This window comes from Streptomyces sp. NPDC086519 (assembly GCF_040686075.1).
GTDB classification, from domain to species: Bacteria; Actinomycetota; Actinomycetes; order Streptomycetales; family Streptomycetaceae; genus Streptomyces; species Streptomyces shenzhenensis.
The window spans coordinates 1-26,752 of sequence record NZ_JBFBJL010000096.1; the positions used below are offsets into that span (position 1 = coordinate 1).

Here is a 26,752-nt window from a genome sequence, read left to right on the forward strand (position 1 = left end):
CGCCCAGGCCCGCGAGGAGCTGCGGGAGGGCCCGCACGCGGTGCTCACCTCGCCGATGGCCCGCCTGGAGCGCTACGTCGTCTCACTCGCCGACGCCTTCGCGACCGAGTCGCCCCGCCGGGGATGCTTCCTCACCAAGGTCACCGCGGACCGCGCCGGAGAGGACGACATGGTGGCGGGCACGGCCCGTCGCGCGTTCGAGGATCTCGCCGGCGCCCTCGCGTCCGCGATACGCGACGCCCAGGATGCGGGAGAAGTGGCCGAGCACGCCGACGCCACGGCCCTGGGATATCTGCTGCTGAGCGTGATCAGGGGCATCGACAACATGGCCAAGGCGGGCGTCGACGCCACGACGCTCCGACAGACGGCCCAATCGGCGCTGGACCTGATCCCCAGGGCGGACGCACCGAACGTGCAGCCCTGACATTCCCCCTCTCGTCCGACGGCGGACATACCGCGACAGACATAAGCAAAATGTACAGTTTGACTGCGGCGAAGAGCTCGCCGCCTCTCACCGGGAGTCCCCATGCGCGCCATCCAGATCACCCAGTTCGGCAAGCCGGAGGACGTCGTACGCGTCGTCGATCTCCAGGAGCCGAACGCTCCCGGCGCCGGCGAGGTCAAGGTCGCGGTCGAGTTCTCACCGCTGAACCTGCACGACCTCAAGGTCGTCAGGGGCGAGCTCGGGCGGCCACCGCTCCCGCTGGTCCTCGGCAACGAGGGTGTCGGCCGGGTTGTCGAGGCGGGCCCCGGCGTCGACACGCTCGCGGCGGGCGACCTGGTGGTTCTGCCGCTGTTCGCCGGTGCCTGGCGCGAGCGGCTGCTGCTGCCCGCCGACGGGCTGTTCCGGCTGCCGGAAGGCAGCGTCGAGCAGTTCTCGATGCTGGGCAGCAATCCGCCCACGGCCGGTCTGATCCTGAGCGAGTACGCCGACCTGAGGCCCGGGGACTGGATCGTGCAGAACGCCGCGAACTCCGGCGTCGGACGTTCCCTGATCGCCCTGGCGAAGGCCCGCGGATTCCGGACGATCAACTTCGTCCGGGACGAGTCCGTGTTCGCCGAACTGACCGCGGCCGGCGCGGACATCGTCCGCCTCGACGGCGCGACGGCGGTCGAAGAGGTTCGCAAGGCGATCGGCGATGCCCGGGTCGGGCTTGCCGTCGACTCGGTGGGCGGCGACGCTCCCGCCCGCCTGCTCGACCTGCTGTCCGAGGGCGGTGCGCTCGTCAGCTACGCCTCGGCGACCGGGCGGCCGATGTCCGTCGACGCACTGACCCTGATCGGCAAGCGCGCGACGGTACACGGATTCTTCGCCGGCCATTTCGACTACGCGACAAAGGTGCTCCCCGTCATCCGCGAGGCCGCGCCCCTGGTCGCGAGCGGAGCCCTGTTCGTTCCGCTAGGTGCCGTGTTCGACCTCGATGACATCCATACGGCGATCGAGCAGGTCGTCCGCGGCGGAAAGGTCCTGCTCAAGGTGGCCCGGTCATGACGATCGAGCTGCCCGAACTGTCCTACGAAGTCCTCGTTTCTGACGGCGTTCCCCGGAAGATCGATCTTCAGCTGCCGAACGGCGACGGGATCGTGTCCTCGCCGATCTCATCCACCCTGATCACCGGAGAACGCGACGCGGTCCTGGTGGACCCGCCGCTGACTCACACCCAGATCGCGCAGGTCGCCGAGGGCTTGGCGCGCTCAGGCAAGCGTCTGGCGTTCGTCTACGTCACCCACGGCCACCCCGACCACTGGTTCGGCACCGCGACGCTGCTGGAACGGTTCGGCGACGCCGACAGCGTGGTGTACGCCACCGAGGGCACCATCCGGCAGATGCGCAGCCAACTGGAGAACAAGGACAAGGGGTTCGCGAAGACCTTCCCCGGGGTCCCGGAGAACACCCCGGTCCTCGCCGTGCCCGTGCCGACCGAGGGATTCCGGCTGGAGGGCCGAGTCCTCCGGGCCGTCGAGACCGGTCACACCGACACCGACGACTCCAGCGTCCTGCACGTGCCGTCGATCGGTCTCGTTGTCGCCGGGGACGTGGTCTACAACGGCGTGCACCTGATGATGCTCGAAGGCGGTGACGGCGGCCTTCAGGCGTGGTTGGACGGCATCGACCGGCTCGCCGCACTCGATCCGCGCCACGTGGTCGCCGGCCACAAGAAGGCAGACCTGCCCGACGACCCGAAGATCCTGGACGAGACCCGGCAGTACCTGCGCGACGCGATCCGGCTCCTGGCCGGCAAGCCGGAGCCGCTGGAGTTCTTCGAGGAGATGTCGAAGCTCCACGGTGACCGGCTCAACCCGGGACCCCTTTGGTACAGCGCCCTGGGCCTGCTCGCCTGAGCCACGCCGCGTCGCCACCCCGCGAAGACAGGCGCATCACCTCGACGAAACACGGAGGTTGCCGACATGGCCACCCGCATGAAGATCGCGATCCTCGACGACTATCAGAACGTCGCGACGAGCCTGGCCGACTGGGGGTCGCTCGCTGCCGAGGTCGTCGTTTTCACCGAGCCGTTCGCCGATGCCGACGAGGTGGTCCGTAGCCTCGCCGGGTTCGACGTGCTCGTGGCCATGCGGGAGCGCACGCGATTCCCGGCCGAGGTCCTGGAGCGACTGCCCGCCCTTCGGCTCCTGGTCAGCACCGGCCCGGCCAATGCCGCCATCGACCTTACAGCCGCCCACAGACTCGGCATCACGGTGTGCGGGACCCGCTATGAGTCCCACCCCACCATCGAGCACACCTGGGCGCTGATCCTCGGTGCCACGAGAAACCTGGTCGTCGAGGCGGAGTCGATGCGCGCCGGCGGCTGGCAGGTATCGGTCGGCGAGGGACTGCACGGCAGGACTCTCGGCATTCTGGGCCTCGGTCGCGTCGGCTCCGGAGTGGCACGGATCGGACAGGCCTTCGGAATGGACACCATCGCATGGAGTCGGAACCTGACCCCCGAAACCGCCGCCGAGCACGGCGTGCGGGCGGTGACGAAGGAGCGACTCTTCACCGAAAGCGATGTGCTCTCGATCCACGTACAGCTCAGCAAGCGAACACGCGGGCTGGTCGGCGCGGCGGAACTCCGGTCGATGAAGCCCTCGGCCGTCCTGGTCAACACCTCACGCGGACCGGTCGTCGACGAGGTCGCCCTGATCGACGTCCTGCGTGAGGGCGCGATCCGAGCAGCCGCCCTCGACGTGTACGACACCGAGCCGCTACCCGCGGACCACCCGTTGCGGGCGCTGCCGAACGCGCTGCTCACGGGGCACGTCGGATTCGTGAACCGCGACTTGTACGAGATTTTCTATCAGGACTCCGTCGAGGACATCGCCGCGTTCCAGGCGGGTTCTCCCGTGCGGCTGATGAAGTAGGAGCCGAAGACGACGACCCGACCGAATCACACACCACCTCTCTCCCCTGTGACGGCTCCGACGCGAACGGTGAGTGGCCGTGACACGGTGATACTGAACATGAGCGTCACACACAACCACGCCTGGCAACTGTCACGAGCGTGAGGTCCATCTCGAAGAGGTGGCTGTTGGCGACGACGCCGTGGAGGAGCGGAAATCGGGGTGCTGGATCCGGGCGCGCGTCCGGGGCCCCCCTACCCTCGGCCCTATGCGCCACGAATCCGCCCTGCTGAACGTCATCGATGTGGAAGCCACCTGCTGGGACGGCCAGCCGCCGCCCGGCTCCGTGAACGAGATCATCGAGATCGGCCTCACGGTCGTGGACGTGGCGGCACGGCACCGTGTGTCCCGGCACCGTGTCCTGGAAACGCTCGCCCGATATGCCCCGCCTGCCCACCCTGCCGATCGGACGGGGCGGAACAATACGCGGACCCCAATTCGACCCGGATTCGACCCGGAGGGTTTGTTTATCCACTAAACATGGGACCTGACCTGTGGAAACGTAGAGCGGCAGACGAGTCGGGCTGTACGCCGGGTTCTGTTCCCCGGTTCCCTCGCGGGAGCCGGGGCGACGGCCATCCATCTAGGGCCGGCGTTGCCGCCGGCCTCGTGCGGTCTACCCGGGGGCTCGGGCGGGCAGCCCTCGAACGTCCCCGCAGGGCCGCCTTTCACAGCGGCCCCTCTTGACCTTGCTCCGGGTGGGGTTTACCTAGCTGCCCAGGTCACCCTGGGCACTGGTGGTCTCTTACACCACCGTTTCACCCTTACCGAGGACCGAGGTCCCCGGCGGTCTGCTTTCTGTGGCACTGTCCCGCGAGTCGCCTCGGGTGGCCGTTAGCCACCACCCTGCCCTGTGGAGCCCGGACGTTCCTCGGGAAGCCCCCTAAGGGGACTCCACGCGGCCGTCCGCCCGGCTCGTCTGCCGTGTCGACCATGGTAGCGGGCGCGCCGGCCGCTTCGGTGCCGAGGCCGTCGTCGCCAGGACCGAGCCGGTCAGGATCAGCGCGAAGGACACGGCGATCGTCACGGTGAAGCTTTCGCCCAGGAACACCGCCCCCGCCGCCACCGCCACCGCCGGGTTGACGTACGTGATCACGGTCGAGCGGGTCGGGCCTATTTCCTTGATGAGCTCCAGGAAGGCCACGAAGGCCACCGCCGTGCACAGGACGCCCAGGGCGAGGAGGGAGAGCAGCGCGTTCGTCGAGGGCAGGGAAGCGGGCCAGGTCGCCGCGGCCGCCGGGGCGTAGACCAGGGTCGCCAGGGTCAGGCAGGGGGCTATCAGCTGCAGCGTCGGGACGTCCTTGAGGCGGCGGGCCGCTATCAGCGGGGCCGTCGCGTAGCCGATCACCGTGAGCAGGACCTCGCCGAGGGAGCGGGCGTCGCCGCCGGTGAGGTGGGGGACGGTCAGGACCGCCACGCCGGCCAGGCCGATCAGGAGGCCCGCGATCCGTCGTACGCCCAGGTGCTCCCGGTCCCCGCCGAAGCAGCGTGCCGCCACCACGCCCACGATCGGTACGCCCGCTATCAGCAGGCCCGCCGTCGAGCTGGACAGGTGGCGTTCGGCGTCGGTGAGGGTGAACCAGGGGCCCATGATCTCTATGCACGCGAAGGCCAGCATCGGGCGCCAGTGGGCGCGGAGGGTGGCGGGCAGGCCGCCCTGCCGGATCGCCAGGGGAAGCAGGAGCAGCGCGCCCACGGCACACCGCGCGAAGACCACCGTCGACGGGGACACCTCGTCCACCGCCACCTTGATCATCAGATAGGGGATGCCCCAGATCACTCCCATGAGGGAGAACAGGAACCAGCCGCGTGCAGTCATGCGGGAAGCATCGGTGTCAGAAGCGTGCCGCGTCTTGAACGCTGTTGCGGTACGCCGCCGGGGTCACCCCCAGCACCCGGCGGAACCAGCGGGTCAGGTGGGCCTGGTCCGCGAAGCCCACGAGGGTGGCGGCTTCCGCCGGCCGCAGGCCCGCGTCCAGCAGCGCGCGGGCGCGGTTCACCCGGTACTGGGCGAGCCAGGCGTACGGCGGTACGCCCATCGTCGTACGGAAGGACCGCAGGAGCTGGTAGCGGGAGAGGCCGAGGTCGGCCGCCAGGTCGGCGAGGGAGGGCGGGCAGGTCAGTTCGTCGGCGAGGCGGTCCCGGACGAGGAGGGATATGCCGTGGGCGCCGGGGATCTCGTCCCGCGCCGGCCGGGCCGTGGAGTGGCGGCGGGACAGGGCCGTCAGCAGCCAGGGGAGGCGGGTCTCGGCCTCCAGCGGGTCCGGGCAGGCGGCCAGTTCGGTGTGGGCCTGGCGGATGGCCGCGGCCAGCTCCGGGTCGTCGACGACCGGGTCGCGGAAGTGCGGTACGGCGTCCAGGGTGCCGTCCGCCAGCAGGGACGGGTCCGCGTACAGGGCGCGGTAGGCGTAGCCGTCGGTCGGGGTGGCCGGGCCGCCGGTGTGCATCTCGCCGGGGGCCAGGACGACGATCGAACCGGGGCCGGTGTGGATGTGCCCGCCCCGGTAGGCGATCACCTCGGAGCCGTCGACGCACACCCCGATCGAGAACTCGGCGTGCGTGTGCGGGGCGTACACGTGCTTCTCGAAGCGGGCCGTCAGCATGTCGAGCGAGGGGCCGCAGCGGCCCAGTCTCGCCCTCGTCCACCGTGCCTGTTCGGCCACCTTCGCACCCCCTTGCGGCACCCCGTTGCGCCAAGGGTGCAACGCCTTCGGCTCCCGTTTCCATGCCGGTGCGCTCACGGCATCACGGCATCACGGCATCACGGCATCATCCGCTCCAGCGCGTCGAACGCCGCCCCCATCCGCTCCCGGTGGTCCTCGACGATCTCCGCGAACGGGTCGCCCGCGAGCTGGCGGCGCACGGAGGCGACGCACACCGAGCGGTACGCGGCGACGGTCACGGCGGCCATCAGCTCCGGCGCGGCGAGTCCCGCCTCGGCGAGCGCCCCGGCCAGCGCCCGCTCCACCTCCTCCACCGCCTCACGGGCCCGGGCCCGCAGCGCCGGGGAGTCGGCGACGACCGGCCAGAAGCCCGCGAAGTTCTCGCCCACGCCGCCCAGCGGATGCCGTGCGTCGATGAACCGGAAGGCCAGGCGGCGCAGCGCCGCGAGCGGGGGCTCGCCGGGCGCGCGGTCCCGTACCGCCCCGGCGAAGGCGGCGACGGCCTCCGGGATGCGGTCGAGGAACAGGTCCTCCTTGCGCGGGAAGTAGTTGAAGACGGTCATCGCCGAGACCCCGGCCGCCCGCGCGACCTCGGCGACCGTCACCTGGTCGAAGCCGTGCTCCCGGAACATCACCGTCGCGACGTTCGAGATCCGCTGCCGGGTCTCCCGCTTCTTGCGCTCCCGCAGGGACTCCCCTGGCCTGTTCTCACCGATCACGAGGAAACTATAGCCGCTCGAAACTTTTAGTGACTACAGTAAACGCCGTGAACGAGAGCATCCGGAAGGACAGCGACGAGCGCATGACGACGACGAACGACAGGAACGGCAAGGGCGGCGAGAGCGCCGAGAGCGGCAGGGGCTACGACGTGGTGGTCGCCGGTGGCGGCCCCGTCGGTCTCTTCCTCGCCGGCGAGCTGCGGCTCGGCGGGGCCGCCGTGCTGGTCGTGGAGCGGCTGGCCGAGGTGGACGAGACCATCAAGGCGGGCGGGATCAACACGGCGGGCGCGGTGAGCCTCTACCGGCGCGGGCTGCTGCCCGACCTCGCGGCGGCCTGGGAGCGGAACCGGTGGCGGATGCGGGCGTTCCTCGGGGACCGCGGCGCCGACGCTCCCCGGACTCCCCCGAAGTTCGCCGGGCACTTCGCCGGGATCATGATGCGCGGCGACCTCTTCGACGGCTCCGACCCGGCGTTCGCCGACATCGGCCCCGCCGACGGCGTCGGCCTCGGTGTCCCGCAGGTGGAGCTGGAGCGGATCCTGGGCGCCCGTGCCGAGCGGCTCGGCGTCGAGGTCCGCAGGGGCGTGGAGCTGACCGGCTTCGACGCCGACGACGACGGAGTCACCGTACGGCTCGCCCCCTCCGACCGGCTCGCATCCTCCGACCGGCTCGACTCCTCCGGCCGACTCGACTCCTCCGACCGGCTCGACTCCTCCGATGCGGTCCGGGCCCGGTGGCTCGTGGGGTGCGACGGGGGCCGGAGCACCGTCCGCAAGCTCGCCGGGTTCGACTTCCCGGGGACGGATCCGGAGATCACCGGCTATCAGGCGGTCGTCGAGATGAGCGGCGGCGAGCGGCTCGGGACCGGCTGGAACACCACCGACGTGGGGACGTACGTCAACGGGCCCTTCCCCGGCCGGATCCTGACCGTCGAGTTCGACGGGCCGCCCGCCGACCGCTCGACGCCCGTCACCGCCGGGGAACTGCAGGCCGCCTTGCGCCGGGTGTCGGGTGTGGCGGAGGTGACCATCCACGAGGTGCACTCCTCGACCCGGTTCACCGACAACGCCCGGCAGGCGAGCGGTTACCGCAAGGGCCGGGTGCTGCTCGCCGGGGACGCGGCGCACGTGCACTCGCCGTTCGGCGGGCAGGGGCTGAACCTCGGGCTCGGCGACGCCATGAACCTCGGCTGGAAGCTGGCCGCCGTGGTGCGCGGGGTCGCGCCCGAGGACCTGCTCGACAGCTACACGGCCGAGCGGCACCCGAGCGGCGCCTGGGTGCTGGACTGGACCCGCGCCCAGATCGCCGTGATGCGCCCCGACCGGCACGCCCGCGCGCTGCGCCGGGTGGTCACCGATCTCGCGCTGACGGCGACCGGGACGACGTACCTCGTCAAGCAGATCTCCGGTGTCTGGCAGCACTACGATCTCCCCGGCGAGCACCCGCTGACCGGGCGGAGCGCCCCGGACCTGGAACTCTCCGACGGCACCCGGCTCGGCGACCGCCTGCACGACGGCCGCGCCCTGCTCCTCGACCTCGCCGACGACCCGAAGCTGCGCGCCCGCGCGGAGGGGTACGGCGACCGGGTGGACGTCGTCACCGTGGCCTGCCCCGGGCGGCCGGGGCTGACCGGTCTCCTGGTACGGCCCGACGGGTTCGTGGCCTGGGCCGCGGACGGGGACGGCCGGGGAGACGACCTCGACGACGCCCTGACCCGCTGGTTCGTCGCCGCCTGAGCCCCGCTCCGGCCGCTCCGCCCCGCCTCCGGCCGCTCCGCGCCGCCGGACGGCGGCTCAGGCGGGCGCGAAGCGCACCTTCGCCGTCCCCGGGTCGGCCTCGGTGAGGCGCACCGGCAGCCGCTCCCCCAGCGGGAGCGGCGCGGCGGCCTCGATCCGGCCTATCACGGCGGGCTGCTGCAACAGCACCCTGCCCACGGTCGGCCGGCGTTCCTCGATCTCCACCACGCAGCCGTCGAAGACCTCACCGACCCGGTCCTTGAGCAGGGCCGCCTCGACGATGTCGACGCACTCCCGCTCGATCGTGCCGGCGCGCCGCGACCCTTCGGCCATCTGCTTGGGGAGCGTGTCCAGCGCCGTCAGCACCCAGTCGGGCGGGGTCTCGCCGGCCGCCGCCGCCAGGCACAGCTCGGAGGCGTAGCGGTCGGCCAGGCGGCGCAGCGGCGCGGTGCAGTGGGTGTAGGGGGCGGCGACGGCCGCGTGGACGGGGCTCGGGGGGAGGACGCCGTCCCGGAAGACCGTGTAGCCGGCGCCGCGCAGGAGGGTGGTGCACTCCTGGAGGAAGGCCGCGTGGCGGGGGCGGCGCGGGTTCAGGGAGCGGATCAGCGCGGCGTACGAGACGTGGTGCGGCCACTCGATGCGCAGCGCGTGCGCGGTACGGCGCAGTCGGGCCACCGCGCCGTCCGGGGCGGTCGGCAGGGTGCGCAGCACGCCGGTGCCGTAGGCCAGCATCAGGTCGGCGGCGGCCATGCCGGTGAGCAGGGAGATCTGGGCGTTCCAGGCGTCGGCGGGCAGCGGGGCGCGGTAGCTGAGCTCGTAGGTGTGGTCGTACTCGACGATCTCCTGCTCGGGCACGTTGAGGGAGATGCCGCCGCGCTCCACCTCCAGGCGTTCGCGGGCCTCGCCGATCTCCCTGAGCAGGGCGACGGGCTCCTCGGCCGTGCCGTCGTCGATCCGCTTCTGCACGCCCGCGTAGTCCAGCTTGGCCCGGCTGCGGACGAGGGCCCGGCGGACGTCGGCGGTCAGGGTCCGTCCCGCGTCGTCCAGGTCGATGGTCCACAGGACGGCCGGGCAGGTCTGGCCGGGGAGCAGGCTGGCCGCGCCCTCGCTGAGCACGGCGGGGTGCAGGGGGATCCTCTCGTCGGGAAAGTAGAGGGTGTTGACGCGGTGGTGCGCCTCGGAGTCCAGCGCACCGCCGGGTACGACGAAGGCGGCGACGTCGGCGATGGCGTACCGGACGCGGTAGCCGCCGTCGTGCCGGGACAGGTGCATCGCCTGGTCGAGGTCGTTCGCGGTGGGCGGGTCGACCGTGAAGAAGGGGATGTCGGTGGCGTCGTGCCCCGGCACGGCCGGGAACCTGGCGACGCCCTCGGCCTCCGCGAGGACCTCGGGCGGGAAGGTCTCGGGGACGTGGAGGTCGGACCGGAGCGCGGCGAGCGCGGCCCGGAGGGGGGCCTCGGGGGCACCCTTGACACGGATGTGGCGGCGGGGCATGGGAAGAGCGTAGTCACAGGTGCCCGGTGCGGCGTCTTACCCTGGCGCGAAGCGTCGATGACGAACGCCGATGACAAAGAGGAGTACCCGTGCTGGTCCTGCTGCCGCCCTCGGAAGGCAAGGCGTCCCCGGGCCGTGGGGCCCCGCTGAAGCCACAGGCGCTGTCCCTGCCGGGGCTCGCGGCGGCGCGCGAGGCCGTGCTCGCCGAACTCGCCGACCTGTGCGCCGGTGACGAGGAGAAGGCCCGCGAGGTGCTCGGGCTGAGCGAGGGGCTGCGCGGCGAGGTCGCGAAGAACGCGGCGCTGCGGACCGCGGGCACCCGGCCGGCCGGGGAGATCTACACGGGGGTGCTGTACGACGCCCTCGGCCTGGCCTCCCTGGACGCGGCCGCGAAGCGGCGGGCCGCGCGGTCGCTGCTGGTCTTCTCCGGGCTGTGGGGCGCGGTCCGGGTGACGGACCGGATCCCGTCGTACCGCTGCTCGATGGGGGTGCGGCTGCCGGGGCTGGGCGCGCTCGGCACGCACTGGCGCGGGCCGATGGCCGAGGTGCTGCCGGAGGTGGCCGGGACGGGGCTGGTGCTGGACCTGCGGTCGGCGGCGTACGCGGCCGCGTGGAAGCCGAAGGGCGAGGTGGCGTCGCGGACGGCGACCGTGCGGGTGCTGCACGCGCCGACGCGGAAGGTGGTCAGCCACTTCAACAAGGCGACGAAGGGGCGGATGGTACGGAGCCTGCTGGCCGCCGGGATCGCGCCGGCCGGTCCGGGCGAGCTGGTGGAGGCGCTGCGGGAGCTGGGGTACGAGGTGGAGGCGCAGGCGCCCGCGAAGGCGGGGCAGGCGTGGGCGCTGGATGTGCTGGTGACCGAGGTGCACTGAAGCATCGGAGGCGCATTGCAGCATGCGCAACGCCCTTTGCGCGCTCCGCATCGCCTCGGCAGGATGGCGCCATGTCCACCTCGCTGCTGGATCTCGCGCCCGTCGTGCCCGTCGTCGTCATCGAGGACGCCGCCGATGCCGTGCCGCTGGCGCGGGCGCTGGTGGCGGGCGGGCTGCCGGTCATCGAGGTGACCCTGCGCACGCCGGCCGCGCTCGACGCCGTCCGGGCCGTCGCCGGCGCGGTGCCGGACGCGGTGGTCGGGGCGGGCACCGTGCTGACGCCGGAGCAGGTGACGCGGTGCGTGGCGGCCGGGGCGCGGTTTCTCGTCAGCCCGGGGTGGACGGACGGGCTGCTGACCGCGATGGCCGCGTCCGGGGTGCCGTTCCTGCCCGGGGTGTCGACCACCTCGGAGGTGGTGGCGCTGCTCGAACGCGGGGTGCGGGAGATGAAGTTCTTCCCGGCGCAGGCCGCCGGCGGCACGGCGTACCTGAGGTCCCTTGCGGGTCCGCTGCCCCAGGCCCGGTTCTGCCCGACCGGAGGGATCGGTCCGGACAACGCGCCCGAGTACCTCGCCCTCCCGAACGTCGGCTGCGTGGGCGGCACGTGGATGGTCCCCGCGGATGCGGTGGCCGCCCGGGACTGGGCCCGCGTCGAGTCGCTGGCCCGGGCGGCGGCGGGCCTCAGGGACGCAGGTGGGACGTGTCGTTGAAGAGCCGTACGCTCGCGTTGCCGTCCGCGTAGTACGCCACCGCCGACAGCGAGGCCGCCGAGAGTTCCATGCGGAACAGGGACTGGAGCGGGGCGCCGAGGGCGAGTTGCACGAAGGTCTTGATCGGCGTGACGTGGGTGACGAGGAGGACCGTGCGGCCCGCGTGGGCCGCGATCAGCTTGTCGCGGGTGGCCGCGATGCGTGCCGCCGTCTCGGCGAAGCTCTCGCCGCCGCCGGTGGGGTGGGCCGACGGGTCGGCCAGCCAGGCCGTCAGGTCGTCGGGGTGGCGCTCGCGGACCTCGCCGAAGGTGAGGCCCTCCCAGGCGCCGAAGTCCGTCTCCTTGATCCCCTCCTCGATGGTGACGTCGAGGCCGAGCCGCTCGGCGACGGCCGCGGCGGTCTGCCGGGTGCGGGTGAGGGGGGAGGCGAGGATCGTCTCGATCGTGCCGCGGCGGGCGAGGGCCTCGGCGACGCGGCGCGCCTGCTCCTGGCCGACGTCGGAGAGGGCCGGGTCGGTGCCGCCGCTGCCGGAGAAGCGCTTCTGGGGGGTGAGGGGGGTTTCGCCGTGGCGGAGGAGGACGAAGGTGGCGGGGGCACCGAGGTCGGGGGCCGAGCTCCAGCCGGGGGTCGCTACGCGGCTCGCGGCGCGGGTGTCGGCGGTGGGCTTGTCGGCCGTCGTCGCAGTGCCGCCGAGTGGGGGCTGGTCGCGCCCACGCGGCGGAGCCGCAGATGTCTCAGCCCCGCGCCCCTTACGGGGCGCTGCCAGTGCCGCACGTGCCTTCGCGGCGCCCGCCGCCGCATCCCCGGTCACACCCAGCCGATCAGCCCGCGCGCCCCGCTCCGTGGTGGACACCGCAGCCGACCACTGCTCCCCCCGCTTCCCCGCGTCCATCGCCTCGTTCGCGAGCCGGTCCGCGTGCTTGTTCTGCTCTCGCGGTATCCACTCGTACGTGACCCGGTCCGCCGGGAACACCCGGGACGCCTCGGTCGCCAGGGGCTTCATGTCGGGGTGTTTGATCTTCCAGCGGCCGGACATCTGCTCGATGACCAGCTTGGAGTCCATGCGGACATGGACGGTGGCGGTCGGGTCCAGGGTGTGGGCCGCGCGCAGGCCGGCCAGCAGGCCGCGGTACTCGGCGACGTTGTTGGTGACGACGCCGAGGTACTCGGCCGCCTCCGTCAGCGTCTCGCCGGTCGCCGCGTCGACGACCACCGCGCCGTAGCCGGCCGGTCCCGGGTTGCCCCGGGAGCCGCCGTCCGCCTCGACGATGAACTCCCTTGCCACGTACGCCCCTCCGGTGTTCCTACAGGCCCGACTCGGCGGTCCGCACCAGGATCCGCCGGCAGTTCTCGCAGCGCACCACGGTGTCGGGCGCGGCCGTGCGGATCTCGTTGAGCTCGGTGATGGCCAGCTCCTGGCGGCAGCCCTGGCAGGTGCGGGCGTACAGCTTGGCCGCGCCGATGCCGCCCTGCTGCTCGCGCAGCTTGTCGTAGAGCTTGAGGAGGTCGGCCGGGACCGAGCCCGCGATGACCTCGCGTTCCTTGGTCACCGTCGCCGCCTCGGCGTCGATCTCGGCGGACGCGGCGTTGCGGCGCGCGGTCGCGTCGTCGATCCGGCCCTGGACCGACCCGACCCGCTCGGTCAGTTCGGCGACCCGCTCCTGGACGGACTCACGGCGCTCCATGACCTCCAGGACGATGTCCTCCAGATCGCCCTGGCGCTTGGCGAGGGAGACGATCTCCTTCTGGAGGTTCTCCAGGTCCTTCGGGGAGGTGACCGCGCCGGAGTCCAGGCGCTGCTGGTCGCGGGCGGCGCGCTGGCGCACCTGGTCCACGTCCTGCTCGGCCTTGGTCTGCTCGCGGGCGGTGTCGCTCTCCTCGGTCTGCGCGGCCACGAGCAGGTCGCGCAGCTGGGTGAGGTCCTTGGACAGCGACTCGATCTCGGCGTGCTCGGGCAGCGACCTCCGCCGGTGCGCCAGCTGCTGGAGGCGTACGTCCAGGGCCTGGACGTCGAGGAGTCGGATCTGGTCGGCGGGCGCGGCGTTCAGTTGGGGGCTCCAAGGGACGGTGAGTGGCTGGTCCAGGGGTCGGTGACCGTCTTGGAGACGTGCACCCGCAGGTCCCAGCCGTGGCGGTCGGAGATCTCGTCGAGTTGGGTGGCGGCCAGCTCGCACCAGGGCCATTCGGTGGCCCAGTGCGCCGCGTCGAGCAGCACGAGGGGGCTTTGCGCGACCGCTTCCGAGGCCGGGTGGTGGCGCAGGTCGGCGGTGAGAAAGGCGTCCACGCCGGCGGCGCGTACGACGTCGAAGAGGCTGTCGCCGGAGCCGCCGCTGACGGCGACCGTGCGCACCAGGGCCTCGGGGTCGCCGGCGACGCGGATGCCCTGTGCGGTGGCGGGGAGCCGGGCCGCGGCGCGGTCCGCCAGCTCCCGGACGGTGACGGGGTGGTCCAGCTCGCAGACACGGCCGAGGCCCCGGCGGCCGTCCGGGTCGGCGGGGTCCGGGACGAGGGGCCGCACGACCCGCAGGTCCAGGGCGCCCGCGAGCGCGTCGGAGACGCCCGGGTCGGCGGTGTCGGCGTTGGTGTGGGCGACGTGCAGCGCGATGTCGTTCTTGATCAGGGTGTGCACGACGCGGCCCTTGAAGTGGGAGGCCGCGACCGTCGTCGTACCGCGCAGGTAGAGGGGGTGGTGGGTGACCAGCAGGTCGGCGCCGAGCCGCACCGCCTCGTCGACGACGTCCTGGACCGGGTCGACGGCGAACAGGACGCGCGTGACCTCCTGGCCGGGGTCGCCCACGACCGTACCGACCGCGTCCCAGGACTCGGCCCGCTCGGCGGGCCACAGGTTCTCCAGCGCGGCGATGACTTCTGACAGACGGGGCACGGGGAAAAGGCTACCTGCCTGTTCCCCGGGGCAGTACCTGCTCGCCCGCGGGGACGACGGACAGCACACCGGCCCCTGTTTCCTCAGGCGAATCGTCCAGCGTGCACCCGTATGTGTGAAGCCACGGGAAGCCGCAGCCCCGCCTGTGCGTACGAAAACTAGCTTCGTGGCCGGAGGTGACCGAACGATGACGGCCTGTGCGATCGAACCTTCGGCTGCGAACGAGGACGACAGCGCGCCGGCGGGCTGCGCGATCACGGTGGACGGGGCGTACGCGGCCCGGCTGGCTCAGCTGGAAGGCTGCTGGTACCCGGAGCGCTGGACGCTGGACGGCCCCGAGCCCTACGTCGTGGCCCTCCCCGGCAACCAGCCGGAGGAGCCGGACACCGAGGTGCAGCCGATGGGCGACGGGCGGGTGCTCATCCGGCGGCGGGTGGCCGGGCGGCACCACTTCGCCCTGCTGTACCCGACCGGGCCGGGCACCGGTGAGCTGCCGCTGGGCGCGGTGGAGTACCCGGACGAGGGTGCCTCGTTGCGGCTGCTGCCGCCGGCGCCCGGGGGTGCGCGGGCGTACGCGCTGGCCGTGGGGCCGCGTGCGTCCGCCGTCTGGCTGGTGACGGGAGGCGGGGCCTCAGGGCCGGAGCTGCTCGCGGTGGTGCCGGGGCGGTGTTCGGGCGGGGTCTGGCTGGACCGGGTCGGGCGGTTGCTGGCCCTGGACCGGGAGCTGGGCGGCCGGACCAAGGCCGTCGTGGTCGATCTGGAGCGGGGCGGCGAGGTGTCGCCGCTGCTGCAGATCGCCGCGGACAGCGACGACCGGCTGCTGCTCGCCGACCCGGACAGCGGACTGATCCTGGTCGGCTCGGACGCGCCCAGCCCCGGGCAGGAACGATTGGGCTGGGGTGTCCTCGGCAGCACGCTGCCGGTGCGCTTCCCGGAGAGCCTGCGGCTGCCGCAGTGTCCGGGCTGCGTGGTGACGCCGTTCGCCGTGCAGCCGGGACAGGTGCTGGTGCCGGAGAGCTGCGGGGTGGCGCTGCGCATCGCCGGTCCGCTCGGCAGCTGGGTGGGGGTCTGGCGGCCGAGAGAGCGCAGGATGTGTCATCTCCCCGCGCCCGAGGGGTGGTTGACGGGTGCGGGGGTGTGGACGCGGGACGGCGTGCTGCGGCTGCCCTACGTCACGGGGGAGGTCCCGTGCGGGGTGGCGGTGACGATGCCCTGGAGGGAGACGGAGGAATCGGGGGAGACGGGGGAGCACTGGAGCCCCGGAGGGACGGGAGAGCACTGGGGTCCGGGGGATCCGGTTCATGACGGCGCGGCCGCCGGGGCCTCGGACACGCCCGGAAAGTCGACAGAACCGGACCCTCCGCAACCGCCGGCGACCCGGCCGGTGCCCCTGCAACAGGCGCCCCTGGCCCGCCTTGTAACGAACTAGCACCGGTCGGCGCGCCCGCCTGGATCCGCCCCGCGGTGGGCCCGATAAAATCGCCGCGCTGTAGAAAAGATCATGTTGACGGGGTGAATTCTTCCGATGAGCGACGCCAGCACGTCCCAGCCGCTGTCCGCCGACCTTCAGGAAATGGACGGCCACGGCAAGCACCGCGGTCACGTCTCGGGCCAGGACAGCGAATCGGCCCCAAGCGGCCGGCACCGCAAGCCGGAGCCGGCCGAGACCGCGGCCTGACGGGACGATACGTACGACGGCGGCTCCGCCCTTTCGGGGGCGGGGCCGCCGTCGTCTGTCCTACTGCCGCTTCAGTCCCAGCACCTCGGCCGCCGCGAACGTCTCCCCCGCCGGCCGGTCCGCGTAGTGCGGGGTGAGCAGGGCGTCGAGTTCGTCGTAGCCGAAGGTGTCCTGCTTGCTGTCGAACTTGGCCTGGACGCGCGGGCGTTCGATGATCGCGACCATGCCGCCGTGCACGACGAGCAGCTGCCCGTTGATCCGTGCGGCGGCTGGGGAGGCCAGGTAGCCGACGAGCGGGGCGACGTGTTCGGGGGCGAGCGGGTCGAGGCCCTCGGCCGGCTGCTCGAACCCGGCGAAGACGTCCTCGGTCATCCGGGTGCGGGCGCGGGGGCAGATCACGTTGGCGGTGACGCCGTACTTGGCGAGGGCGAGGGCGGTGGAGGTGGTCAGGCCGACGATGCCGCCCTTCGCCGCAGCGTAGTTGGGCTGGCCCGCGGAGCCGGCGAGGAAGGCCTCGGAGGAGGTGTTCACGATCCGGCCGTAGACCTTCTCGCCCCCGGCCGCCTTGGAGCGGTCCCGCCAGTGCGCCGCCGCGAAGCGGGTGGTGTTGAAGTGGCCCTTGAGATGGACCCTGATCACCGAGTCCCACTCGTCCTCGGTCATGGAGAAGACCATGCGGTCGCGCAGGATCCCGGCGTTGTTGACGAGGATGTCCAGCTTTCCGTAGTGGGTCGTCGCCAGGGTGATCAGGTCGCGCGCCTGTGCGAAGTCGGCGACGTCCCCGGTGTGGGCGACCGCCCGGCCGCCCGCCGCGCGGATCTCCTCGGCGACCTGCTCGGCGGGCGCCGCGGACGGCGCCCCCGAACCGTCCCGGCCCGGCCGGCCGAAGTCGTTGACGACGACGTCCGCGCCCAGCCGGGCCAGTTCGAGCGCCTCGGCCCGGCCCAGCCCCCGGCCCGCGCCGGTGACGATCGCGCTGAGCCCTTCGAGCGGCCTGTGCGGCATCGACATGCGACGGCCCCTTCTCAGATCTCTATGCAGGTACGCAGGGCGGTGCCGGTGCGCATCTGGTCCAGGGCCTCGTTGATCTCGGCCAGCGGCACCCGGTGGGTGATCAGTCCCTCCAGGTCGATCCGGCCGGCCCGCCACAGGGCGATCGTCCGCTCGTAGGAGCGCACCACGTCTCCCCCGCCGTACATCGACGGCAGGATCCGCTTCTCGTCGAAGAACAGCTCGAACATGTTGAGCTGGAGGAAGTCGTCCATGGCGCCCGCGCCGACGACCACGAGGGTGCCGCCGCGCCGGGTGTTCTCGTACGCGGTCCGGGCGGTGGCGGACCTGCCGACGACCTCGAAGACGTAGTCGAAGCCCTCGCCGGCGGTGACCTCCTGCTTGGCGCCGGGCAGTTCGTCGGGCGAGACGGCCTTCGTCGCCCCGAACCTGAGCGCCGACTCGCGCCGCGACTCGACCGGGTCGACGGCGACGATCTCGGCCGCGCCCTTGAGCCGGGCCCCCTGGATCGCCGAGATCCCGACGCCCCCGCACCCGATGACGGCGACCGACGAACCGGCCTCCACATCGGCCGTGTTGAGGGCCGCGCCGAGCCCGGTGGTGACCCCGCAGCCGATCAGCGCGGCGATGTCGAAGGGCACGTCGTCGGGGATCGGCACCGCGCACCCGGCGTCGACCACGACCTCCTCGGCGAAGGTGCCGGTGCCCGCGAAGCCGAAGACGTCACCGCCGGGGCGACGGAAGTTGGGGGTGCCGGCGTTCATGAACCCGGCCAGGCAGAGCTCGGTCTGCCCGCGCCGGCAGGCGGGACAGGCACCGCAGGCCGGCAGCCAGCAGACGACCACCCGGTCGCCGGGCTTCACCCGGGTGACGCCCTCCCCCACCTCCAGGACCTCGCCCGCGCCCTCGTGGCCCGGCACGAACGGGCCCGGCTGCGGCAGCACCCCGCTCATCGCGGACAGGTCCGAGTGGCACAGCCCCGTGGCGCGCACCCGGATCCGCACCCTGCCGGGCCCGAACCCCACCGCCTCGACGTCGTCGAGGACGTCCAGCTTCTCCTGGCCGATCTCGTGCAGTACGGCTGCGCGCATGGTGCGGCTCCCCTCAACTGCTCAGCTGCTCAACTGATCAAGAGTGTTCGACGATCGTGTCGGCGAGGACGGGCGCGTCCGCCCTCTCGGCGGCGCCGACGGCGACCCGGATCTCCCCGTCGCCCCGCCACATGCGGATCCGCAGCGTCTCCCCCGGGTACACCACCCCGGCGAACCGGGTGGTGTACGACCGCACCCGGCTCACGTCCCCGCCGAGCAGTGTGTCCACGACCGCCTTGAGGGTCATGCCGTAGGTGCACAGCCCGTGCAGGATGGGCCGGTCGAAGCCGGCGAGCTTGGCGAACTCGGGGTCGGCGTGCAGCGGGTTGTAGTCGCCGGAGAGACGGTAGAGCAGCGCCTGGTCCTCGCGGATCGCGCGCTCGACGGTCCGGTCGGGCTCGCCCGCCGGGGGGTCGAGCCGGGTGGAGGGGCCCCGGTCGCCGCCCCAGCCGCCCTCCCCGCGTACGAAGATCTGCGCGTCGTTGGTCCACAGCGGGCCGTCGGCGTCCGCGACCTCGGTGCGCATCACGAGCACGGCCGCCTTGCCCTTGTCGTACACCGCGGCGATCCTGCCGGTGGCGGTGGCGGTGCCCGCGGCCGGGATGGGCCGGTGCAGGGTCAGCGCCTGGCCGCCGTGCAGCACCTTGGCGAGGTCGACGTCGATGCCGGGCATGGACAGGCCGCTGATCACCCCGGGAGAGCCGGCGCCCGCGACGGTGGCGAAACTGGGCAGGACGTGCAGCCGGCTCTCCAGGGTGTAGCGCAGTTCGTCAGGGTCGGTCGCGGGACGGCCCGCGCCGATGCCGAGGTGGTAGAGCTGGACGTCCCGGCGCTCCCAGCGGATCTCCCCGGACCGGGGTTCGGCGGCGAGGGCCTTGGCTGCGTCGATGGGCATACGGCTCCTGAGCTGTCTCAAGACCTCGGCACGGCCGTCCGCACCGTCGGTCGCACCGAGGTCGTCCACGGGGCGGGCCAGGGGGTGTCCAGCGGATCATGTCGGCGTCGCGGGCCCTCGTGCGTGCGTCTGACCCCGCTCGGCCCGGCCGGGAAGCGCCGTCTCTTCCAGCCGACCTGATCCGCCGGACACTCCCTAGAACGCGTTCCAATCCGGCGCCCCTTGTATAGCCCAGCCCTCCGCACTTGTGAAGACTCCTGACGTTGTGTCAGATCCGGCCGCGGCGGACCATGACATTTGTCCTGCCCTCTGCCGTACATCCGCCTCTGCCGGACCGGCGCCGCCTTTCGTAGGGTCGTACCGCCGGACAGCACGACCGGACGGCCCGGAACGGGCCGGGGCGGATCGGAACGGATCGGGACGGATCGGACGGGGGAAGACGCGATGGCGTGGTGGCAGCAGATGAGGTGCCAGGTGGACGCCTGGCAGCGGGCGCGGGCCGAGTGGCGGGCGGAGACGGCCCGTTTCAAGGCCCGGCAGAAGGCCGCCCGGAAGAACGGTGAGGTGCTCGAACACGCGGGCCCGCCGCCCTCCGGGTTCGCCCTGCTGCCCTGGCTGCTGATGGGGCTGGGCTCGCTCTCCAACCTGCTCCAGGGCAAGACGCCCAACCCGCTGATCGGCTCCTTCGGCCTGCTCGCCTTCAACTCCCTCTACATCTACGTGGCCTTCCGCTCCTTCCGCAAAGAGGCCCGGGAGGCCACCTCCACCCGCGTCGCCCTGCTGCTGATGGGGCTGCTGACCTCCGGCCTGGCCCTCGGCTACGGCGGCAGCTGGCTGATGTTCTTCCCGCTGCTCGGCCTCGCCACGGGCGCGACGGTGCGCGGCCCCTGGCTGGGCCGGACCGGCATCCTGCTGGCCGTCTTCGCCGGCGCGGTCTCCTGGTACCGGGACGGCTCCGACGCCATCACCATCGCCTACGGCACCTTCCTGTCGACGATGATCACCGCCGCGATCCTCTCCCTCTCCGAGGCGGTACGGGAGTTGCGCGCCGCCCGCGAGGAACTGGCCCGGCGCGCGGTGGAGAAGGAGCGGCTGCGCTTCTCCCGGGATCTGCACGACCTGCTCGGGCACACCCTGTCGGTGATCGTCGTGAAGTCGGAGGCGGCCCGCCGGGTCGCGCCCCGCGATCTGGACGCGGCGCTGGCGCAGATCTCCGACATCGAGTCGGTGGGCAGGCAGGCGCTGACCGAGATCCGCGAGGCGGTGACCGGCTACCGGGAGGGCAGCCTGGCCGCCGATCTCACCCGGGCCCGCTCGGCCCTCACGGCGGCGGGCGTGGAGCCGGTGGTCCGGCAGTCGGGGGCGCCGCTCGCTCCGCAGACCGAGACGCTGCTCGGCTGGGTGGTGCGCGAGGCGGTCACCAACGTGGTCCGGCACAGCGACGCCACGCGCTGCGAGATCACCGTCGACAGCGCCGCCGGGCGGGCCCGGCTGACGGTCACCGACGACGGTCCTGGCCCGGTGGCCGCCGAGGCCCGCCGGGAGGGCGGCGGCACCGGCCTGAAGGGGCTGACCGAACGCCTCGCGGCGGCGGGCGGCTCCCTTCAGGCCGGCCCGGCGCCACGCGGCGGCTTCACGGTCACCGCGGAACTCCCGACCGAGGCGCTGGAACTGCTGACCTCGGCGGCTACGGCGCCCAGGGCGAGCTGACGGCCCAGCTCACGTCGTCGGCCCAGGACGTGGCGCTGTCCCAGGCGTTGGAGCCGCCGTCGCTCGCTATGTAGAGGTTGTAGTTGTAGTGGCGCAGGTATTTCGTCGGATAGTTGTACGAAGCGAAGGACGTGCCCGTGCCGCTCTTGCCGGTCGTCGGACAGAAGGTGGCGTCCTGTCGATACGTGGTGGTGCCGTCCATGGGCTGCCGGTAGATCTTGTAGTTGTAGTGGCGCAGGTAGTCGCCGGGGTAGTTGCGGGACTCGAAGGAGACGCAGGAACTACTCGCGAGGCCGGGGCGGACGATCCAGGTGGCGTCGTTCTTGTCGAGGGCGGAGCTGCTGGAGGTGATGGCGGACAGGACCCCGGCGTCGTTCTGGTGGCGGACGTAGTCGGTGGTGCAGCAGGACGTGGTGGCCCGGAGCGAGATCTCCGAGGCGGAGCCGAGGCTGCCGGTGGAGCCGGTCGCGCCGCCGTAGCCGACGGAGACGATGTCGGACTGGACGGCGTCGTCGGCGGCGTCGGTCGGGATGCCGGAGGTCATCACGCCCTCGAAGAACGAGCCGATGGAGCCGTTGCTGTTGTCGCCGCCGGTGCCGAGGACGATCGCGCCCTCCTGGTGCATCGGTGCGTAACCGCTGCTGGTACTGGGTTCACTTCCGGAATACGTGGTGGTGAGACCGCCGGATTGCGCGTTTCCCCATTTCAGTGCGAAATGGTTCTGCCCGTTGTTCTTCAGCAAAGCGGTGACGAACGGCAGCGCGCCCGTGCCCGTGTTGGACGAGTTGGTGCTGTAGCCGAGGTTGGACTCGAAGAGCCCGTTCTCCAGGTCCGCCTGGACCCAGGGGCCGGAGCCGTAGCAGGGCGCGAACCAGCACTCGGTGCCGAAGTTGATGGCGTCCATGTGGCCGTTGCCGGTGTCCTTGTTGTTGGTCTCGGCGTTGCCGTAGTCGAAGCAGCAACTGCCGTTCACATGGGTGCCGGAGGTGACCATGTACATCCCCTCGGCGGCGCCGTTGGTGGCGACCCCCGAGGTGGCGTCGTCGCGGTAGCCCATGCCGGCGGAGATCTCCAGGCCGTAGACCTGGTGTCCGCCGACGGTCACCGGCAGCGCGTCCGCCGGGGCCCCGACATCGGCCGCGCCGGCTCCGCCCGCGCCTTCGACGGTGAGGTCGTTGTGCTTGCTGGACTGGTCGTAGATCCTGGTGATGATGCAGGTCGTACCGGCACAGAAGGAGTTCTGCGCGGCCGCGTCGGCGTAGCCGCCGGTGGCCAGCAGGCCGATGTCGGCCGTGGCGCCGTCCGAGGCGCGCTGCACCTGGTAGAGGGAGCCGCCGTACGACGAGTACAGCGCCCGGACCATGCTGTGTGCGGCGACGCACGGGGTGCCGGCGGCGGCGTAGACGTCACAGGGCAGCGAGCTTGCGGCGGACGCCTCGGGGGCGCCGGCCCCGACGACGAGTGCGGCGACGGTCGCGAACGCGGCGAGCACGGACAGCACGGCTCTCCGGACGCGCGGCGGACAGGAGCGCAGGGCTCGTACAGGCACTGAGAACACGGTGCACCTCTTCTTGGTTCCTCGTAGGGCGGTGCGGGTTCCACTTGTCCGGTATCCCGAACGGCGTTCGATCGAAATACCGAACCTCTTCAGATGTCGAAATGCCGACCATTCGCCGACCGTTCGGGGAATTGCAGAGGCGATTGTTTGAGCACGGTCAACCGACGTCAAGCCCTGCGGCCCGGAACAATGGCTATTCTTTAATTGCCGGGCCCGAGGCTAGGATTGGGCTGTGTACGAGCCTGCGAACGAGACGCCCCGGGACCGTCGGCCGGCCAGGTCCATCAGGGTGCTGCTCGCCGAGGACCAGGGGATGATGCGCGGGGCTCTCGCCTTACTGCTCGGAATGGAGCCGGACATCGAGGTCGTCGCCCAGGTCGCGGCGGGCGACGCGATCGTGGACGCCGCCCTCGCCCACCGGCCCGACGTGGCGCTCCTCGACATCGAACTGCCGGGCGTGAGCGGCCTGGACGCGGCGGCGGAGCTGCGCGAACAGGCGCCGGACTGCCGGGTGCTGATCCTCACCACCTTCGGCCGGCCCGGCTATCTGCGCCGGGCGATGGAGGCCGGGGCGGCCGGGTTCCTCGTCAAGGACGGGCCGGTGGAGGAACTGGCGCGGGCGATCCGGCGGGTGCTCACCGGGCAGACCGTGGTCGACCCGGCGCTCGCCGCGGCCGCGCTCAGCGCCGGGCCGAACCCGCTCACCGCGCGGGAGTGCGACGTGCTGAAGGCGTCGGCGGACGGCGCGACCGTCGCCGACATCGCGGCGAAGCTGCATCTGTCGGAGTCGACGGTCCGCAACTACCTCTCCGCCGCGATCGGCAAGACCGGCACCCGCAACCGGGCGGAGGCGGTACGGGAGGCACGGCAGCAGGGGTGGCTGTGAGCCACGCCGGACGTCACCGGATCGGCGCGAGGTGATCGCCTTCGCGTCCGCGCGACCCGTTCCGTCCGCAGCCACACACACGAACCAGCCCACCGGGTAGCCGGCGGCCCGCGGGGCACGGCCACCCGTGCCGGCACCGCCCTCCCAGGTGCACCGGACCTGCCGGGCTGCGGCCTCCCCGGACAGAACGCCTAGACCACCCGCCGGAAGAGCGTCACCACCGCGGCCCCGCCGAGCCCGATGTTGTGCGCGAGTCCGACCCGGGCGCCGGGAACCTGCCGGTCGCCGGCCGTGCCGCGCAGCTGCCACACCAGTTCGGCGGTCTGCGCGAGTCCGGTCGCGCCCAGCGGGTGTCCCTTGGAGATGAGCCCGCCGGAGGGGTTCACCACCCAGCGGCCGCCGTACGTGGTCGCGCCGGACTCGACGAGCTTGCCGGACTCGCCGACGGCGCACATGCCGAGCGCCTCGTACGTCAGCAGTTCGTTGACGGAGAAGCAGTCGTGCAGTTCGACGACGTCGACGTCCTCGATGCCGAGGCCGGAGCGGTCGTACACCTGCCGGGCCGCCGCCCGGGACATGGGCTGTCCCACGACGTCGATGCAGGAGCCCGACGCGAAGGACTCCTCGGTGTCGGTCGTCATCGCCTGCGCGACGATCTCGACGAGGCCGGTGAGCCCGCGCCGTTCGGCGAACCGCTCGGAGACGACCACGGCCGCCGCCGCGCCGTCGGAGGTGGGCGAGCACTGGAGTTTGGTGAGCGGGCGGTGGACGGTGCGGGCGGCGAGGACGTCGGCGACGTCGTACACGTCCTGGAACTGGGCGTACGGGTTGTCCGCGGAGTGCCGGTGGTTCTTGGCGGCCACCGCGGCGAGCTGCGCCTCGGTGGTGCCGTACCGCTCCATGTGCTCGCGGGCCGCGTCGCCGAAGATCTGCGCGGTGGGCGGGGTCATCTCGAAGCCGTGCCGGGCGGCCATGACGCCGTAGTGCCGGGCGACGGGGGAGGTCGAGAAGTCTCCCCCGTCGGCGCCGCTGCCGAGCGCGCCCTTCTTCATCTTCTCGAAGCCGAGGGCCAGGACGCAGTCGGCCGCCCCGCCCTCGACGAGCTGGCGGGCCAGCATCAGGGCGGTCGCGCCGGTGGCGCAGTTGTTGTTGACGTTGTAGACGGGGATGCCGGTGAGGCCCAGCTCATAGGCGGCCCGCTGGCCGGCGGTGGAGGGCTGGAAGCAGTAGCCGACGGGAACCTGTTCCACCTCGGCGTAGGCGATCCCGGCGTCGGCGAGCGCGGAACCGCCGGCCTCCCGGACCATGTCCCAGTACTGCCAGTCACGGGTCTCGGGCTTCTCGAACTTCGTCATTCCGACACCGGCGACATACGCCTTCACAGCAGCCATGACGCGTGAGACTAGAACACGTTTCACCAACAGACCAGCCCCTGACGGTGGATCAGAAACCCATGGGACGGTCAAGGATTCGTTAGCAGCTCGAAGCAACGGAATAGTTGCCTGTGCATACGAGGTTTACCCCTCGCTTATTCGATGCGGATGCATGAGTCCCGATCCCGTCCCGTCACTCTGCCCGTCACTCTCTCGGCCCGGAGGCCCCACTCAATGACGCACACGACGACCGACCAGCCCGCCCGGGGCGCGAGCGGGGCCGTGGTCCCGGTCCTCGCCTTCGCGGGCATCGTGGTCGCGGTGATGCAGACCCTGCTCGTTCCGGTCATCAAGGACCTGCCGCAGCTGCTGGGCACCGAGCCGAGCAACGCCACCTGGGTCCTGACCTCGACTCTGCTGTCGGGCGCCGTGGCCACCCCGATCATGGGCCGCCTCGGCGACCTCTACGGCAAGCGGCGGATGCTGATCCTGAGCCTCGCCGTGATGGTGGTCGGCGCGCTGATCAGCGCGCTCACCAGCGACCTGCTCACGATGATCGCGGGCCGCACCCTCCAGGGCTTCGCCATGGGCGCGATCCCGCTCGGCATCGGCCTGATGCGCGACATGCTGCCGCGCGAGAAGCTCGGCTCGGCGATGGCCCTGATGAGCTCCTCGATCGGCGTCGGCGGCGGCCTCGCGCTGCCCGCCGCGGCCCTGGTCGCGCAGCACACGGACTGGCACGCCCTGTTCTACGGCGCCGCCGGCCTCGGCGTGGTCTCCATAGCCCTGACCCTGCTGGTCGTACCGGAGTCCCGGATGCGCGCGGAGGGCTCCTTCGACGTGCTCGGCGCGCTGGGCCTGTCCACCGGCCTGGTGCTGCTCCTGCTGCCCATCACCAAGGGCAGCGACTGGGGCTGGTCGTCCGGCACCACGCTCGGCCTGTTCGCCGCCTCGGTCACCGTCCTGCTCCTGTGGGGCGTGTTCGAGCTGCGCCACCCGGCCCCGCTGGTCGACCTGCGCACCACCGCCCGCCGCGAGGTGCTGCTCACCAACCTCGCCTCGATCATGGTCGGGGTCAGCTTCTACGTCGTCTCGCTGGTCCTGCCGCAGCTGCTGCAGCTCCCGAAGGCCACCGGCTACGGCCTCGGCCAGTCGATGGTCAGCGCCGGTCTGCTGGTCGCCCCGCTGGGCCTGACCATGATGTTCACGGCCCCGGTGTACGCCCGTCTGTCCGCCCGGTACGGCCCGAAGACCACTCTCATCCTCGGCATGCTGATCATCGCCATCGGCTACGGGGCCGGCCTCGGCCTGATGAGCGCGGCCTGGCAGAGCCTGGTCATCGCGGTCGTCCTCGGCGCGGGCATCGGCCTCGCCTACTCCTCGCTGCCGGCGCTGATCGTCGGCGCGGTCCCGGCGTCCGAGACGGGCGCGGCCAACGGCCTCAACACGCTGATGCGCTCCATCGGCACGTCCGTCTCCAGCGCCGTCATCGGCATGGTGCTGGCGAACACCGCGAACCACGTGGGCGGCGTCGCCGTCCCGACGATGCACGGCTTCCGGGTCTCGTTCCTGATCGCGACCGCCGCGGTGGCGGTGGGTCTGCTGTTCGCGCTGTGCCTGCCGAAGCGGAGCCTGCCGGCGCCCCACACCCAGCTGCGGGCCAGCAGCGAGGAGGACGCCGCGCTCGCCCACGCCGAGGAGGTCCTGCGGGGCTTCCGCGGCCGCGTCCTGGACGCCGCGGGCGTGCCGGTGGCCCGCGCCAAGGTGACCCTGATCGACCGGCGCGGACGGCAGGCGGGGGCGGCCCTCTCGGCGGAGGACGGCACGTACGCGCTCGCGGTACCCGCCGGGGGAGCGTACGTCCTGGCCGCGAAGGCGTCGGGCCACGGTCCGCTCGCCTCGTCGGCGACCCATGCCGGCGACGACCGCGCGATCGACCTGGACCTGGCGCTGCCCGGGGAGACGGTCGACGCGTCTGGGACCCTGGAAACCCGGGCCCCAGGAAACCGGGGGCCCGGGAAATACGGTCACGCGGGAAAGGACGGTCGCGGGCCGGGATGTTGCTGCCGA

Annotated in this window: 22 protein-coding genes, 1 other RNA gene and 3 pseudogenes; 13 read left to right on the forward strand and 13 right to left on the reverse strand. The window is 72.2% G+C overall.

The annotated features are described in order from the left end of the window. The 5 genes and pseudogenes from AB0P24_RS44210 to AB0P24_RS44230 form a co-directional block, all read left to right on the forward strand. On the forward strand, window positions 1-424 hold a 424-nt coding region (locus AB0P24_RS44210), incomplete at its 5' end, for a TetR family transcriptional regulator C-terminal domain-containing protein (protein WP_365804490.1). A gap of 102 nt (window positions 425-526) precedes the next feature. Further along, window positions 527-1,492 carry a zinc-dependent alcohol dehydrogenase family protein gene (locus tag AB0P24_RS44215; protein WP_365804492.1) on the forward strand — a complete coding sequence of 322 codons (966 nt, stop codon included), beginning with the start codon at window positions 527-529 and terminating at the stop codon, window positions 1,490-1,492. Continuing rightward, window positions 1,489-2,343, forward strand: coding sequence for an MBL fold metallo-hydrolase (locus AB0P24_RS44220; RefSeq protein ID WP_365804494.1), 855 nt, complete (start codon window positions 1,489-1,491; stop codon window positions 2,341-2,343). The genes AB0P24_RS44215 and AB0P24_RS44220 overlap by 4 nt, the downstream gene beginning before the upstream one ends. A gap of 66 nt (window positions 2,344-2,409) precedes the next feature. Beyond that, window positions 2,410-3,363, forward strand: a complete 954-nt coding sequence (locus tag AB0P24_RS44225; RefSeq protein WP_365804497.1) for a D-2-hydroxyacid dehydrogenase family protein — start codon at window positions 2,410-2,412, stop codon at window positions 3,361-3,363. 247 nt (window positions 3,364-3,610) lie between these two features. Further along, window positions 3,611-3,766 (forward strand): annotated as a pseudogene (locus tag AB0P24_RS44230) (DNA polymerase III); the annotation flags it as partial. 147 nt (window positions 3,767-3,913) lie between these two features. Here the strand turns inward: AB0P24_RS44230 and rnpB are convergent. The 4 genes and pseudogenes from rnpB to AB0P24_RS44250 form a co-directional block, all read right to left on the reverse strand. After that, window positions 3,914-4,320, reverse strand: an RNA gene (gene rnpB / locus AB0P24_RS44235) — RNase P RNA component class A. Window positions 4,321-4,435: 115 nt separating this feature from the next. Then, window positions 4,436-5,221, reverse strand: a pseudogene (locus AB0P24_RS44240) (DMT family transporter); the annotation flags it as partial. 16 nt (window positions 5,222-5,237) lie between these two features. Next, complete coding sequence (locus AB0P24_RS44245; protein ID WP_365804499.1) at window positions 5,238-6,065, reverse strand: AraC family transcriptional regulator; 828 nt, start codon at window positions 6,063-6,065, stop codon at window positions 5,238-5,240. 98 nt (window positions 6,066-6,163) lie between these two features. Next, a complete protein-coding gene (locus tag AB0P24_RS44250; RefSeq protein WP_365804501.1) occupies window positions 6,164-6,784 on the reverse strand; it encodes a TetR family transcriptional regulator in 621 nt (206 codons plus the stop codon). An 83-nt stretch (window positions 6,785-6,867) separates the two neighbouring features. Between AB0P24_RS44250 and AB0P24_RS44255 the strand changes: the two genes are divergently transcribed. After that, on the forward strand, window positions 6,868-8,520 hold the full coding sequence (locus AB0P24_RS44255; protein WP_365804532.1) for an FAD-dependent monooxygenase: 1,653 nt from the start codon (window positions 6,868-6,870) through the stop codon (window positions 8,518-8,520). Between the two features lie 57 nt (window positions 8,521-8,577). On the opposite strand, the gene AB0P24_RS44260 is transcribed toward AB0P24_RS44255, so the two are convergent. Beyond that, complete coding sequence (locus tag AB0P24_RS44260; protein WP_365804503.1) at window positions 8,578-10,014, reverse strand: RNB domain-containing ribonuclease; 1,437 nt, start codon at window positions 10,012-10,014, stop codon at window positions 8,578-8,580. A gap of 89 nt (window positions 10,015-10,103) precedes the next feature. On the opposite strand from AB0P24_RS44260, the gene yaaA reads away from it, so the two are divergent. Together yaaA and AB0P24_RS44270 are read left to right on the forward strand one after the other, a co-directional pair. Next, window positions 10,104-10,886 (forward strand): peroxide stress protein YaaA, encoded by a 783-nt coding sequence (yaaA, locus tag AB0P24_RS44265; protein WP_365804505.1) that lies wholly within the window; start codon window positions 10,104-10,106, stop codon window positions 10,884-10,886. Between the two features lie 71 nt (window positions 10,887-10,957). Then, window positions 10,958-11,596 (forward strand): bifunctional 4-hydroxy-2-oxoglutarate aldolase/2-dehydro-3-deoxy-phosphogluconate aldolase, encoded by a 639-nt coding sequence (locus AB0P24_RS44270; protein ID WP_365804507.1) that lies wholly within the window; start codon window positions 10,958-10,960, stop codon window positions 11,594-11,596. On the opposite strand, the gene AB0P24_RS44275 is transcribed toward AB0P24_RS44270, so the two are convergent. From AB0P24_RS44275 to AB0P24_RS44285, 3 genes are read right to left on the reverse strand one after another with little or no spacing between them, the layout of a single operon-like run. Next, window positions 11,568-12,881: a bifunctional RNase H/acid phosphatase gene (locus AB0P24_RS44275; RefSeq protein WP_365804509.1), complete on the reverse strand. Its 1,314-nt coding sequence runs from the start codon at window positions 12,879-12,881 to the stop codon at window positions 11,568-11,570. The two genes, AB0P24_RS44270 and AB0P24_RS44275, sit on opposite strands and share 29 nt — an antisense overlap. Window positions 12,882-12,900: 19 nt before the next feature. Beyond that, window positions 12,901-13,644 (reverse strand): C4-type zinc ribbon domain-containing protein, encoded by a 744-nt coding sequence (locus AB0P24_RS44280; protein ID WP_234543420.1) that lies wholly within the window; start codon window positions 13,642-13,644, stop codon window positions 12,901-12,903. Then, the gene (locus tag AB0P24_RS44285; protein ID WP_365804511.1) at window positions 13,641-14,480 is read right to left on the reverse strand and encodes a Nif3-like dinuclear metal center hexameric protein; all 840 of its coding nucleotides are present in this window, start codon (window positions 14,478-14,480) and stop codon (window positions 13,641-13,643) included. Before AB0P24_RS44285 ends, AB0P24_RS44280 begins: the two co-directional genes overlap by 4 nt. A gap of 187 nt (window positions 14,481-14,667) precedes the next feature. Between AB0P24_RS44285 and AB0P24_RS44290 the strand changes: the two genes are divergently transcribed. Both AB0P24_RS44290 and AB0P24_RS44295 read left to right on the forward strand, forming a co-directional pair. After that, entirely contained in the window at window positions 14,668-15,909 is a 1,242-nt protein-coding gene (locus AB0P24_RS44290) for a hypothetical protein (protein WP_365804513.1), read from the forward strand. A 96-nt stretch (window positions 15,910-16,005) separates the two neighbouring features. Then, on the forward strand, window positions 16,006-16,158 hold the full coding sequence (locus AB0P24_RS44295; protein ID WP_365804515.1) for a hypothetical protein: 153 nt from the start codon (window positions 16,006-16,008) through the stop codon (window positions 16,156-16,158). 60 nt (window positions 16,159-16,218) lie between these two features. Here AB0P24_RS44295 and AB0P24_RS44300 read toward each other — a convergent pair whose 3' ends face one another. From AB0P24_RS44300 to AB0P24_RS44310, 3 genes are read right to left on the reverse strand one after another with little or no spacing between them, the layout of a single operon-like run. Then, window positions 16,219-17,169 (reverse strand): 3-oxoacyl-ACP reductase, encoded by a 951-nt coding sequence (locus tag AB0P24_RS44300; protein ID WP_365804517.1) that lies wholly within the window; start codon window positions 17,167-17,169, stop codon window positions 16,219-16,221. A 14-nt stretch (window positions 17,170-17,183) separates the two neighbouring features. After that, window positions 17,184-18,260, reverse strand: a complete 1,077-nt coding sequence (locus tag AB0P24_RS44305) for a Zn-dependent alcohol dehydrogenase (RefSeq protein ID WP_365804519.1) — start codon at window positions 18,258-18,260, stop codon at window positions 17,184-17,186. Between the two features lie 37 nt (window positions 18,261-18,297). Next, window positions 18,298-19,155 carry a MaoC/PaaZ C-terminal domain-containing protein gene (locus AB0P24_RS44310; RefSeq protein WP_365804521.1) on the reverse strand — a complete coding sequence of 286 codons (858 nt, stop codon included), beginning with the start codon at window positions 19,153-19,155 and terminating at the stop codon, window positions 18,298-18,300. Between the two features lie 444 nt (window positions 19,156-19,599). Here AB0P24_RS44310 and AB0P24_RS44315 point away from each other — a divergent pair, with 444 nt between their 5' ends. Then, on the forward strand, window positions 19,600-20,865 hold the full coding sequence (locus tag AB0P24_RS44315; RefSeq protein WP_365804523.1) for a histidine kinase: 1,266 nt from the start codon (window positions 19,600-19,602) through the stop codon (window positions 20,863-20,865). On the opposite strand, the gene AB0P24_RS44320 is transcribed toward AB0P24_RS44315, so the two are convergent. Further along, the gene (locus tag AB0P24_RS44320) at window positions 20,843-22,414 is read right to left on the reverse strand and encodes an alpha-L-arabinofuranosidase B (protein ID WP_365804525.1); all 1,572 of its coding nucleotides are present in this window, start codon (window positions 22,412-22,414) and stop codon (window positions 20,843-20,845) included. The genes AB0P24_RS44315 and AB0P24_RS44320 overlap by 23 nt on opposite strands. 241 nt (window positions 22,415-22,655) lie before the next feature. Between AB0P24_RS44320 and AB0P24_RS44325 the strand changes: the two genes are divergently transcribed. Then, complete coding sequence (locus tag AB0P24_RS44325; protein ID WP_365804527.1) at window positions 22,656-23,309, forward strand: response regulator transcription factor; 654 nt, start codon at window positions 22,656-22,658, stop codon at window positions 23,307-23,309. A 191-nt stretch (window positions 23,310-23,500) separates the two neighbouring features. On the opposite strand, the gene AB0P24_RS44330 is transcribed toward AB0P24_RS44325, so the two are convergent. Further along, on the reverse strand, window positions 23,501-24,700 hold the full coding sequence (locus tag AB0P24_RS44330; protein WP_365804529.1) for a lipid-transfer protein: 1,200 nt from the start codon (window positions 24,698-24,700) through the stop codon (window positions 23,501-23,503). A 216-nt stretch (window positions 24,701-24,916) separates the two neighbouring features. On the opposite strand from AB0P24_RS44330, the pseudogene AB0P24_RS44335 reads away from it, so the two are divergent. Then, window positions 24,917-26,656, forward strand: a pseudogene (locus AB0P24_RS44335) (MFS transporter); the annotation flags it as partial. Window positions 26,657-26,752: the final 96 nt, after the last annotated feature.

What these genes read in the sequence shown, in the direction of transcription:
- AB0P24_RS44215 (WP_365804492.1), top strand. Translation starts at nt 527, where the DNA reads ATGCGCGCCATCCAGATCACCCAGTTCGGCAAGCCGGAGGACGTCGTA.
- AB0P24_RS44220 (WP_365804494.1), top strand. Translation starts at nt 1,489, where the DNA reads ATGACGATCGAGCTGCCCGAACTGTCCTACGAAGTCCTCGTTTCTGAC.
- AB0P24_RS44225 (WP_365804497.1), top strand. Translation starts at nt 2,410, where the DNA reads ATGGCCACCCGCATGAAGATCGCGATCCTCGACGACTATCAGAACGTC.
- AB0P24_RS44255 (WP_365804532.1), top strand. Translation starts at nt 6,868, where the DNA reads ATGACGACGACGAACGACAGGAACGGCAAGGGCGGCGAGAGCGCCGAG.
- AB0P24_RS44260 (WP_365804503.1), bottom strand. Translation starts at nt 10,014, where the DNA reads ATGCCCCGCCGCCACATCCGTGTCAAGGGTGCCCCCGAGGCCCCCCTC.
- AB0P24_RS44270 (WP_365804507.1), top strand. Translation starts at nt 10,958, where the DNA reads ATGTCCACCTCGCTGCTGGATCTCGCGCCCGTCGTGCCCGTCGTCGTC.
- AB0P24_RS44290 (WP_365804513.1), top strand. Translation starts at nt 14,668, where the DNA reads ATGACGGCCTGTGCGATCGAACCTTCGGCTGCGAACGAGGACGACAGC.
- AB0P24_RS44295 (WP_365804515.1), top strand. Translation starts at nt 16,006, where the DNA reads ATGAGCGACGCCAGCACGTCCCAGCCGCTGTCCGCCGACCTTCAGGAA.
- AB0P24_RS44300 (WP_365804517.1), bottom strand. Translation starts at nt 17,169, where the DNA reads ATGTCGATGCCGCACAGGCCGCTCGAAGGGCTCAGCGCGATCGTCACC.
- AB0P24_RS44305 (WP_365804519.1), bottom strand. Translation starts at nt 18,260, where the DNA reads ATGCGCGCAGCCGTACTGCACGAGATCGGCCAGGAGAAGCTGGACGTC.
- AB0P24_RS44310 (WP_365804521.1), bottom strand. Translation starts at nt 19,155, where the DNA reads ATGCCCATCGACGCAGCCAAGGCCCTCGCCGCCGAACCCCGGTCCGGG.
- AB0P24_RS44315 (WP_365804523.1), top strand. Translation starts at nt 19,600, where the DNA reads ATGGCGTGGTGGCAGCAGATGAGGTGCCAGGTGGACGCCTGGCAGCGG.
- AB0P24_RS44330 (WP_365804529.1), bottom strand. Translation starts at nt 24,700, where the DNA reads ATGGCTGCTGTGAAGGCGTATGTCGCCGGTGTCGGAATGACGAAGTTC.